The organism is Altererythrobacter sp. MTPC7 (assembly GCF_042851395.1).
In the GTDB taxonomy this organism is placed as follows: domain Bacteria; phylum Pseudomonadota; class Alphaproteobacteria; order Sphingomonadales; family Sphingomonadaceae; genus CAJXSN01.
Window position 1 is genome coordinate 1 of the sequence record NZ_BTGS01000021.1, and the last position, 9626, is coordinate 9626.

General features: G+C 64.1%; 12 protein-coding genes. 3 read left to right on the plus strand and 9 right to left on the minus strand.

All coding sequences use genetic code 11. The annotated features are described in order from the left end of the window. Nucleotides 1–282: 282 nt before the first annotated feature. Nucleotides 283–969, minus strand: a complete 687-nt coding sequence (locus ACGHJ7_RS13850) for a type 1 glutamine amidotransferase domain-containing protein (protein WP_390478856.1) — start codon at nt 967–969, stop codon at nt 283–285. Nucleotides 970–1097: 128 nt separating this feature from the next. Here ACGHJ7_RS13850 and ACGHJ7_RS13855 point away from each other — a divergent pair, with 128 nt between their 5' ends. The 3 genes from ACGHJ7_RS13855 to ACGHJ7_RS13865 are packed head-to-tail and all read left to right on the plus strand — an operon-like array spanning nt 1098 to nt 4104. After that, nucleotides 1098–2234 (plus strand): 8-amino-7-oxononanoate synthase, encoded by a 1137-nt coding sequence (locus ACGHJ7_RS13855; protein ID WP_390478858.1) that lies wholly within the window; start codon nt 1098–1100, stop codon nt 2232–2234. Beyond that, complete coding sequence (gene bioD / locus ACGHJ7_RS13860; RefSeq protein ID WP_390478860.1) at nt 2231–2854, plus strand: dethiobiotin synthase; 624 nt, start codon at nt 2231–2233, stop codon at nt 2852–2854. The genes ACGHJ7_RS13855 and bioD overlap by 4 nt, the downstream gene beginning before the upstream one ends. After that, on the plus strand, nt 2851–4104 hold the full coding sequence (locus tag ACGHJ7_RS13865; RefSeq protein WP_390478863.1) for an adenosylmethionine--8-amino-7-oxononanoate transaminase: 1254 nt from the start codon (nt 2851–2853) through the stop codon (nt 4102–4104). Before bioD ends, ACGHJ7_RS13865 begins: the two co-directional genes overlap by 4 nt. Nucleotides 4105–4107: 3 nt before the next feature. On the opposite strand, the gene ACGHJ7_RS13870 is transcribed toward ACGHJ7_RS13865, so the two are convergent. The 8 genes from ACGHJ7_RS13870 to leuC all read right to left on the minus strand — a co-directional run bounded on the left by ACGHJ7_RS13870 (nt 4108) and on the right by leuC (nt 9548). Beyond that, a complete protein-coding gene (locus ACGHJ7_RS13870; protein ID WP_390478866.1) occupies nt 4108–4923 on the minus strand; it encodes an NUDIX domain-containing protein in 816 nt (271 codons plus the stop codon). A gap of 323 nt (nt 4924–5246) precedes the next feature. After that, the gene (grxD, locus tag ACGHJ7_RS13875) at nt 5247–5576 is read right to left on the minus strand and encodes a Grx4 family monothiol glutaredoxin (RefSeq protein ID WP_390478868.1); all 330 of its coding nucleotides are present in this window, start codon (nt 5574–5576) and stop codon (nt 5247–5249) included. Nucleotides 5577–5657: 81 nt separating this feature from the next. Next, a complete protein-coding gene (locus ACGHJ7_RS13880) occupies nt 5658–5891 on the minus strand; it encodes a BolA family protein (protein ID WP_390478871.1) in 234 nt (77 codons plus the stop codon). Nucleotides 5892–5902: 11 nt separating this feature from the next. After that, on the minus strand, nt 5903–6226 hold the full coding sequence (locus ACGHJ7_RS13885; RefSeq protein ID WP_390478873.1) for a DUF1476 domain-containing protein: 324 nt from the start codon (nt 6224–6226) through the stop codon (nt 5903–5905). 50 nt (nt 6227–6276) lie between these two features. Further along, entirely contained in the window at nt 6277–7275 is a 999-nt protein-coding gene (locus tag ACGHJ7_RS13890; RefSeq protein WP_390478875.1) for an NADPH:quinone oxidoreductase family protein, read from the minus strand. Then, entirely contained in the window at nt 7272–7889 is a 618-nt protein-coding gene (gene leuD, locus ACGHJ7_RS13895) for a 3-isopropylmalate dehydratase small subunit (RefSeq protein ID WP_390478878.1), read from the minus strand. Before leuD ends, ACGHJ7_RS13890 begins: the two co-directional genes overlap by 4 nt. Beyond that, the gene (locus tag ACGHJ7_RS13900; protein ID WP_390478880.1) at nt 7889–8050 is read right to left on the minus strand and encodes an isopropylmalate isomerase; all 162 of its coding nucleotides are present in this window, start codon (nt 8048–8050) and stop codon (nt 7889–7891) included. Before ACGHJ7_RS13900 ends, leuD begins: the two co-directional genes overlap by 1 nt. A 64-nt stretch (nt 8051–8114) precedes the next feature. Then, nucleotides 8115–9548 (minus strand): 3-isopropylmalate dehydratase large subunit, encoded by a 1434-nt coding sequence (leuC, locus tag ACGHJ7_RS13905; protein ID WP_390478883.1) that lies wholly within the window; start codon nt 9546–9548, stop codon nt 8115–8117. Nucleotides 9549–9626 lie beyond the last annotated feature (78 nt).

Below are 9626 nucleotides of genomic sequence, written 5' to 3' on the forward strand. Positions count from 1 at the left end.
TAACCAGGGGTTTCCAAATCGATATAAGTGACGGAGAGTACAGTGCTTAGCTGCTGCTCGCGCCATCCTGAAGGTAAGTCCGATTTCAGGATGTTCCCTGGGTCTCTGGACCGACATTAGGGCGTAAAAGAAACCTCAGCCGGTCAGTTCAACGAAAATTTCCCAATGGTTCGAGTGCCCACCATTGTCCTGTCTGGTGCGCCAGTTTACCAATCATCATCGTGCCTGTTCGGCACTGACGGTAAAGGCCGGCGCCCCCTGACGGATCGCCGGCCTGCCGTGTTATTTGGCTGCAGCAAGGGCTTCGAGCAGCTTTTCGGCTGCCGGTTCGCTGGATGGGGGGTTCTGGCCGGTGATCAGCAGGCCGTCCTGCACCACGTAGGGTTCGAAGACGCCGCCTTCGGAAAAGTCGCCGCCCTGCTGTTTCAGCACATCTTCCAGCAGGAATGGCACGACATCGGTCAGACCGACCGCCTCTTCTTCCTCGTTCGTGAAACCGGTGACCTTGCGGCCCTTTACGAGCGGTTCGCCTTCCGGCGTTGTCACGTTCTTCAGCACCGCCGGGGCATGGCAGACGAGGGCGACAGGCTTGCCTGCGGCCAGTGCGCCTTCGATCGTCGCCTTCGAATCAGCGCTTTCGGCCAGGTCCCACAGCGGGCCGTGGCCGCCGGGATAGAATACGCCGTCGAAGGCTGCCACATCGACATCTGCCAGTTTCTTCGTCGATGCGAGATGGGCCTGCGCCTCCTCGTCTTCCTTGAACCTTTTGGTCGCATCGGTCTGCGCGTCGGGTTCGTCGGACTTGGGATCGAGCGGCGGCTGTCCGCCTGCCGGGCTGACGAGCGTGATGTCGTGTCCGGCATCCTTGAGCACGTAATAAGGCGCGGCGAACTCTTCCAGCCAGAAGCCGGTTTTCTTGCCGGTATCGCCGAGCTTGTCGTGACTGGTCAGAACCATGAGGATTTTCATGCGGGGGGTTCCTTTTACATGGAGGGATGTGGGCGACGGCTTGCTGCGTCGTATATCGGTCAAACACACAGGGCGGACTAATGTTTCCTTGTCCGGCGACACGGCTTGCATCGTCATCGCAGTCCCGTATGTCGCGCGGCATCGTGAGGCTGCTCGATTTCCATACCGGCGATATCGCGCGCCTTGCACAGGCCGGGCGACGACGCGTCCTTTCTTTGCCGGCAGGGCGCGACTTCTCCTCCAACGATTACCTCGGTCTCGCTGCGTCGGGTGCCTTGCGCGAGGCCGCGCAGGATGCGCTTGCCCGCGGCGTGCCCGTCGGTTCCGGAGGGTCGCGCCTGCTGCGCGGCAATAGGGCGGAGCACCAAGCGCTGGAAGCGGCGGCGGCCCGATTTTTCGGGTCCGAAACCGCCTTGTTTCTCGGCTCGGGCTTTGCCGCGAACAGCTTGCTTTTTTCGACCCTGCCGCAGTCCGGCGACCTGATCCTGCATGACGAACTGGTCCATGCGAGCGCGCATGAAGGCATGAGGCTTTCGCGGGCGGCGCACCGTTCCTTCCGCCACAACGATGCAGGCGATGCCGCCACGCAGATTGCGCGGTGGCGCGGGGAAGGGAACAGGGGGACGGTCTGGCTCGCCTTCGAAACGCTCTACAGCATGGATGGCGATAAGGCCCCTGTCGGCGACTTCGCCGCCCTGGCAGCGCGGGACGGGGTCATGCTGGTCGTAGATGAAGCGCATGCTTCAGGCGTCTACGGACCGGGTGGCCGCGGGCTGGCGGCTGACCTTCATGGCGCGGAGAACGTCATCGTCCTGGCAACCTGCGGGAAAGCGATGGGCTGCGAAGGCGCGCTGCTGCTGGCCGCCGAACCGGTGCGCGATTTCCTTGTCAACAGGGGGCGCAGCTTCATCTTCTCCACCGCTCCGTCCCCGCTGATGGCAGAGATCGCGCGGGCATCTTTGGGGCTGGTGTCGCAGGCTGATGGCCGCCGTGAAAGGCTGACCGCGCTTGTGCACCACACTGGCGAAGCGCTCGCGCCCCTCGGAATTGCGGGCAGCGGTTCGCAGATTCAGCCGGTCGTCATCGGTGACGAAGCGCGCACCATGGAAATTGCTGCGGCCTTGCAGGAACGCGGGTTCGATGTGCGCGGCATCCGTCCGCCCTCCGTGCCGGCGGGCACGGCCCGGCTGCGAATTTCCGTCACGCTCAACACCGACGAAGCCGCAATCGACGGCCTTCGCGATGCTCTGGAGGAATTGTTGTGAGCCGCACCTTCATTGTCACAGGCACCGATACCGATATCGGCAAGACGGTCTTCGCCGCTGCCCTGACCGCTGCCCTGGATGCGCGGTACTGGAAACCGGTCCAGGCGGGGCTGGATGATGGCAGCGACAGCGCGCGGGTGGCGGGATACGGCGTGGCGGAAGACCGTATCCTGCCCGAAGCCTATCGCCTCACCACGCCGTGTTCGCCGCACCGCGCAGCCGAGCTGGACGGCGTGACGATCGAGCCCGAACGCCTCGCGTTACCGGACCACGACGGAACCCTGGTGGTCGAGGGGGCGGGCGGGGCGCTGGTGCCGGTCAGGCGCGAACTGCTTTATGCCGACCTTTTCGCCCGGTGGGGCGCGCCTGCCGTCGTCGTGGCGCGCACCGGGCTCGGCACGATCAATCACAGCCTGCTGACGCTGGAGGCCCTGAGGGCGCGCGGCGTGCCCGTGCTGGGCATGGCCTTCGTCGGTCCGGCGGAAGAGGACAGCGAGCAGACGATCTGCGCCATCGGTAACGTCCGCCGCCTCGGCCGCCTGCCTGTTCTGGGCCAGTTGACCCCGGAGACACTCGCAGCTGCATTTCGCGACAATTTCAATGAGGGCGATTTTTCATGAACGGCTCGCCCATCTGGCATCCCTTCACCCAGCACGGCCTGCGTGAGCCGATCCCGCAGGTTGCCAACGCGAGCGGTGCGGTGCTGCATCTGGAAGACGGGCGCGAGATCATCGACGCCATCTCATCGTGGTGGGTGACGACCCACGGCCACGCGCATCCGGCAATCGCAGGGGCCATCGCAGAACAGGCGGCGCGGCTGGACCAGGTGATCTTCGCTGGCTGGACTCACCAGCCTGCAGAGGATCTCGCAGCCGGCCTGAGGGCCATCATGCCGGATAGCCTCACCCGCGTCTTCTTCTCCGATTCCGGGTCGACCAGCGTCGAGGTCGCGCTGAAGATGGCGCTGGGGTACTGGCGCAATCGCCGCGAGAATCGCACGCGCATCGTGGTGATGGACAACGGCTATCACGGCGACACGATCGGCACCATGTCGGTCGGCGCGCGCGGGGCCTTCAACCGCGCGTACGAGCCGCTGCTGTTCGACGTGATCTCTGTCCCGTTCCCGGAGGAGGGTGCGGAGCAGGAGACGCTCGATGCGCTCGAGGCCGCCTGCCGCGACGGGGCGGCCGCCTTCATCGCCGAACCGCTGGTTCTGGGGGCGGGCGGAATGCTGATGTATTCGGCTGCGACGCTGGCCGAGATGCGGCGGATTTGTGCCGAGCACGGCACGCTCTTCATTGCGGACGAGGTGATGACCGGCTGGGGCCGCACCGGCACGCTGCTGGCGTGCGAGCAGGCGGGCGTGGAGCCGGACATTCTCTGCCTGTCGAAGGGCCTTACAGGCGGCGCGATGCCGCTAGCCGTGACGATGGCGAGCGAGCCCGTTTTCGAAGCGCATTACAGCACGGACCGGGGGGAGATGTTCTTCCATTCGTCAAGCTACACCGCGAACCCGGTCGCCTGTGCGGCGGCCAATGCCAATCTGGCAATCTGGCGCACGGAGCCGGTGATGCAGCGGATTGTCGATCTTTCCGCACGGCAGCAGGCATGGCTGGCAGATACCGCGCAGCACGAGATGGTCCGCAATGCGCGCCAATTAGGGACGATCACCGCCTTCGATGTCGGTGCGGCCGAGGGATATCTCTCGGACCTCGCGCCCCGAATGTTGAAGATGTTCCGCGAACGGGGCGTGCTGCTGCGCCCGCTCGGCAATACAGTCTATACGATGCCGCCCTATTGCATCGACGACGAGCAATTGAGCCGCGTCTACGGCGTCATCGGCGAAGTCCTGGACGAGGTTTCGAACTAGGGCTCAGCCCCGTGCCACGCTGTCCAGCAATTCGGCGGTGACGGGATAGCCTGCGTCTTCCATGATCCGCAGCATCGGGCGATCACCGGTGGTGTCGATCTGCGGGATGATCGTTCTGACCGGTGTCGCTTCCGCATGGGCCTTTGCTTCTTCGAAGCTGCCGAACAGGGCGAGCCGTTCCAGGTTCCGGCGGGTCGGGAAGATCAGCTTGATGTCTCCCTTGTCCGCCATTGCCAGCGCGCCCTTCGCGCTGACCCAGAACAGGTGGGTGTTTTCCGACTGGTCGACCGCGACATCGACGGCCCCCGTGCCGAGGTTGGCGAGGTAGAAGCGTGTGTCGTAAACGCGCGGTATCTTCTCGTTCTTCGGGAACCACCGCGCGAAAGGCGTCAGCTGTGCAAGGTCGAGCGACCAGTTGAATTCATCGAGCACCGGGGCAAGCGCGACGGTCTGTTCCAGCAGGGCCCTTGCGCCTCGCGCCTTTTGCGCGTCGATGTCGCCTGCCAGCCCGACGGCGAGCCCGGTCTCTTCCAGCGTCTCGCGCACGACTGCGATCTGGTGGGCGGCTTCTTCCGGGTCGATGCCGGAGGACAGCGCGCGGCCCAGTTCGAAATCGGCAGGATCGACGCGCCCGCCGGGAAAGACCGCCATGCCGCCCGCAAACGTCATGGTCTTCGAACGGACGGTCATGAGGATTTCCGGAGGCTCACCCTCCGGACCGTTGCGGAAGATGATGACGGTCGCAGCCGGGATGCCGTCCGGCGTTCCTCTGGCATCGGGACTGGAACCACCGGGCGTCTGTTCAGGGGATGCGGACATGAGCGCGATAGTGGCCAAGACTGCGCGCGATGCCAAGTGTGGAAATGTGCGCCGGCAAACGGCACCACTCGGCCCGGTCAGGGGTGTCGGAGAAGTTTACACAGCGAGCGGGCCTTAACCCGGTCTTCACCATGAAACCCGCGCAGACCTGCGTGTCAGCGCGTCTGGCACGGTGGATGCATAGGGTATGGCACCCGAATGGTCTTCGAGTATCGAGGCGGGATCACTCCTGGTCCCCCGATCCCGCCTCCCCCCGAAACAAAAAAAGGCCCGCGATATTCGCGGGCCTTTTTTCGTTTGTCCTTCGCAGGAAGAAGGCAGGATCAGGACGCCTTGGCCACGCCCTTCTCGTCCATGGTCTGCTGCAATTCGCCAGCCTCGAACATTTCCATCATGATGTCGCTGCCGCCCAGGAATTCGCCCTTCACGTAAAGCTGGGGGATGGTCGGCCAGTCGGAATATTCCTTGATGCCGGAACGGATTTCCTGGTCCTGCACCACGTCGACGCTTTCATACGCGACGCCGCAGTGGTCCAGGATCGCCACGGCGCGGCTGGAAAATCCGCATTGCGGGAACAGCGGCGTACCCTTCATGAAGAGAACGACGTCGTTATCGCCGACAATGCCGGAAATGCGTGATTTGATATCGGTCATGGCTGTGTGCGCCTGTAGGTCTTTGATTGAATTCGTGCTCGAAGCGTCGGGGCCTCGCCAGCCAGGCCGGCAAGGCCGCTATCAATCTGGGGCTTGTGTCGTCAGTTGCAAGGCATGGAGCACGCCGCCCATCTTCCCGCCCAGGGCTTCGTAGACCATCTTGTGCTGGGCAACCCGGCTCTTGCCGGCGAAGGCGGGCGAGACGACATGGGCGGCCCAGTGATCGTTGTCACCGGCCAGATCGCGCATCTCGACCTCTGCATCGGGCAGGGCCGCCTTGATCATGCCTTCGATTTCGGATGCGGACATCGGCATGGCGCGTCCCCTCAGCTCTCGCTCATCAACTGGCGGCGCGCTTCCACGGCGCATTCGTCCAGCTTGGTACGGATGTCGTCTTCCGAGACGTCGCATTCGGCGGCGGTCAGGTCGCCCAGGACCTTGCGGACGACATCCTCGTCGCCCGCTTCCTCGAAATCCGCCTGCACGACGGCTTTCTTGTAGGAATCGGTTTCCTCCTCGGTCAGGCCCATGAGGCCCGCAGCCCATTCGCCCAGCATGCGATTGCGGCGGGCCGCGACCTTGAAGGCCGTTTCCTCGTCCATCGCGAACTTGCTTTCCTCGCCTTTCCGGCGGTCGTTGAAGTCTGTCATGGCGTCCTCAGTTGAAATGTCTCCCGCCCCCTATCTGGGGCGGGAGAAGCCTAGTCCATCGTTACGACGAGCTTGCCGATGGCGCCGCGGTTTTCCAGCTTGGCAATCGCCTCGTGCGCCTTGTCCAGCGGATAGGTTTCGCTGATCAGCGGACTGATCTTGCCGGCTTTCCAGAGATCGAACAGTTCCTCGATATTGCGCTGGTTGCGTTCCGGCTCACGCGCGGTGAACGCGCCCCAGAACACTCCGCGGATATCGCAGCTCTTCAGCAGCGTCAGGTTGAGCGGCATTTTCGCGATGCCTGCCGGGAAGCCGACCACCAGGAAGCGGCCTTCCCATGCGATCGAGCGAAGGGCAGGCTCCGAATAGTCGCCGCCGACGATGTCGTAGACGATGTCCGCACCGTTCGGGCCGACGGCATCCTTGAACGCACCGGCCAGCGCCTTGCTCGTATCCTTGTCGAACGGCGCGCGGGGGTAGATGACGGTTTCATCCGCGCCCGCCTTCTTCGCGACTTCGGCCTTCTCCTCGGTAGAGACGGCAGCGACGACGCGGGCGCCATAGGCCTTGGCAAGTTCCACCGCCGAGAGGCCGACGCCGCCTGCCGCGCCCAGGACCAGCACCGTTTCGCCTTCCTTGATGTCGCCGCGATCCTTCAGCCCGTGAATGGTCGTGCCATAGGTCATCAGCAGGGCGGAGGCGTCGACGGTATCGATCCCGTCCGGAACCTTGAACATGCGGGATGCATCGACGGCGATCTTCTCGCGCAGGCCGCCATTGCCGACACCCGACAGGATGCGGTCGCCGACCTTCCACCCGGTGACGCCTTCGCCGACGCTTTCGATCGTGCCGGAAATCTCGCCGCCGGGGGAGAAGGGGCGTTCCGGTTTGAACTGGTACATGTCGCGGATGATCAGCGCATCGGGATAGTTGATGGCGCAGGCTGCCACTTTCACGACGACCTGTCCCTTGCCGGCAACCGGATCCTCGATATCTTCGATGACCAGGGTTTCGGGTCCGCCGGTTTCCTTGCTCAGCAGGGCTTTCATGTCGTTGCTCTCTCCTCTTTATGGTTTTCCGGGTGGGCCAGCCACGGCATGTTCGCGCCCTGCCGGCCTTCATAGTCTGCGATGGCATCGTCCCGGGCAAGGGTCAGTCCGACCTCGTCCAGGCCTTCCATCAGGCATTGCTTGCGGAACGCATCGATCTCGAAGGTGAAGCGGTCCTGATACGGTGTGGTGACGACCTGGTTTTCGAGGTCGATGGACACGGGGTCGGTCCGCGCGACCTCCATCAGGCGGTCGATCTGCTCTTGCGGCAGCGCGACCGTCACGATGCCGTTCTTGAAAGCGTTACCGGCAAATATGTCGGAAAAGCTCGCCGCGATGACGGCGGTGATGCCGAGGTCCCTCAGCGCCCAGGCCGCATGTTCACGGCTGGACCCGCAGCCGAAATTATCGCCCGCGATCAGTATGGGCGATCCGGCATATTCGTCGGAATCGAAGATGTTGTCCGGGTCTTCGCGCAAGGTTTCGAAGGCCCCGCGGCCCAGTCCTTCGCGGGTGATCGTCTTCAGCCAGTGGGCGGGAATGATGATGTCCGTATCGACATTCGCCGCGCCGAAGGGAATCGCGCGGCCTTCCACTTCCCGCACCTTCTGCATCAGTCCGTCTCCGGGTTTTCGCCCGAGGGGATGGGGCCGGGCTGTTGCGGCTCGTTTCGTTTGCGGCGCTTGTTCGCATAAAGCAGGGCGGCGGCGATGGCGGCAGAGCCGATGGCAGCGCCGACCGATGCGGCAGCTTTTCCGGTAATTTTCTTCGTCATGGGTTTCTCTTGGGGCGGTAAGATGGTCGGTTCAAGGGGATCGCGGCCACCGGGCCGCCGATTGTCAGCCGGTCAGGTCGCGCACGTCGGTAAGCCGTCCCGTGACGGCAGCGGCGGCAGCCATGGCGGGGCTCATCAAATGGGTGCGCGCGCCAGGTCCCTGCCTGCCCACGAAATTGCGGTTGGAGGTCGATGCGCAGCGCTCCCCGGCAGGCACTTTGTCCGGGTTCATGGCGAGGCAGGCGGAACAGCCCGGCTCGCGCCATTCGAACCCTGCCTCGGTGAATATCCTGTCCAGCCCTTCGTCCTCGGCCTGTTTCTTGACGAGGCCCGATCCCGGCACGGCAATGGCCCACCGGACCCCGTCCGCTTTCCTGCGTCCGCGCAGGATTTCGGCTGCGGCGCGCAAATCCTCTATCCGGCTGTTCGTGCAACTGCCGATGAAGATATTCTCGACCGGAACTTCGGACAGTTTCTGGCCCGGCGTCAGGCCCATGTAATCGAGACTGCGCCGCGCCGCCGCCTGTTTGGACGGATCGGCGAAAGACGCGGGATCGGGCACCTTCGCGCCGATGGCGGCAGTATCTTCGGGGCTGGTACCCCAGGTGACCGTCGGTTCGACATCGGCGGCGTCGATCACCACGCTCGTATCGAACTCGGCACCGGGATCGGTGGCAAGGCTGCGCCACCATGCGACCGCCGTGTCCCAGTCCTCGCCCTGCGGCGCATAGGGGCGGTCCTTCAGGTAAGCGAAGACCGTGTCGTCGGGCGCGATGATGCCTGCCCGGGCACCTCCCTCGATGCTCATATTACAGACGGTCAGCCGGCTCTCGACCGACATCGCCTCGAAAACCTCGCCGCGATATTCGATGACATGGCCCGTACCGCCCGCCGTGCCGATCACTCCGATGATGTGGAGGATCAGGTCCTTCGCGGTGATACCGGGGCCAAGCGCGCCCTTTACCCGCACTTCCATCGTCTTCGATTGCGGGAGCAGCAGGGTCTGGGTCGCCAGTACGTGCTCGACCTCGCTCGTCCCGATGCCGAAGGCGAGCGCGCCGATCCCGCCATGGGCCGCCGTATGGGAATCGCCGCAGACGATGGTCGCGCCGGGCAGGGAAAAGCCCTGCTCCGGGCCGACGACATGGACGATGCCCTGCGCCTGCGCGGTCGCGGGAATGTAGGGAACGCCGAATTCGGCCGTATTGCGCTCCAGCGCATCGAGCTGCTGTGCGCTCAGCGGGTCGACGATGGGCAGCGGCTTTCCATCCGCGTCCACGCGCGCCGTGGTTGCGACATTGTGGTCGGGTACGGCCAGGGTCAGGTCGGGCCGGCGAACCTTGCGTCCGGCAAGCCGCAGCGCCTCGAACGCCTGCGGACTGGTCACTTCGTGGACGAGATGGCGGTCGATATAGACGAGCGCGGTTCCATCGCCGCGCCGTTCGACCACGTGGGCATCCCAGATTTTTTCGTAAAGCGTGCGGGGTTTGCTGACCATGATGGGACGCAGCATTGCGACCATTCCGCAACATCCGCAAGATTATCGCGCCCAAGCAAATACGGGTCATGGAATAGA

What these genes read in the sequence shown, in the direction of transcription:
- ACGHJ7_RS13850 (WP_390478856.1), bottom strand. Translation starts at nt 969, where the DNA reads ATGAAAATCCTCATGGTTCTGACCAGTCACGACAAGCTCGGCGATACC.
- ACGHJ7_RS13855 (WP_390478858.1), top strand. Translation starts at nt 1,098, where the DNA reads ATGTCGCGCGGCATCGTGAGGCTGCTCGATTTCCATACCGGCGATATC.
- ACGHJ7_RS13865 (WP_390478863.1), top strand. Translation starts at nt 2,851, where the DNA reads ATGAACGGCTCGCCCATCTGGCATCCCTTCACCCAGCACGGCCTGCGT.
- ACGHJ7_RS13870 (WP_390478866.1), bottom strand. Translation starts at nt 4,923, where the DNA reads ATGTCCGCATCCCCTGAACAGACGCCCGGTGGTTCCAGTCCCGATGCC.
- grxD (WP_390478868.1), bottom strand. Translation starts at nt 5,576, where the DNA reads ATGACCGATATCAAATCACGCATTTCCGGCATTGTCGGCGATAACGAC.
- ACGHJ7_RS13880 (WP_390478871.1), bottom strand. Translation starts at nt 5,891, where the DNA reads ATGCCGATGTCCGCATCCGAAATCGAAGGCATGATCAAGGCGGCCCTG.
- ACGHJ7_RS13885 (WP_390478873.1), bottom strand. Translation starts at nt 6,226, where the DNA reads ATGACAGACTTCAACGACCGCCGGAAAGGCGAGGAAAGCAAGTTCGCG.
- ACGHJ7_RS13890 (WP_390478875.1), bottom strand. Translation starts at nt 7,275, where the DNA reads ATGAAAGCCCTGCTGAGCAAGGAAACCGGCGGACCCGAAACCCTGGTC.
- leuD (WP_390478878.1), bottom strand. Translation starts at nt 7,889, where the DNA reads ATGCAGAAGGTGCGGGAAGTGGAAGGCCGCGCGATTCCCTTCGGCGCG.
- ACGHJ7_RS13900 (WP_390478880.1), bottom strand. Translation starts at nt 8,050, where the DNA reads ATGACGAAGAAAATTACCGGAAAAGCTGCCGCATCGGTCGGCGCTGCC.
- leuC (WP_390478883.1), bottom strand. Translation starts at nt 9,548, where the DNA reads ATGGTCAGCAAACCCCGCACGCTTTACGAAAAAATCTGGGATGCCCAC.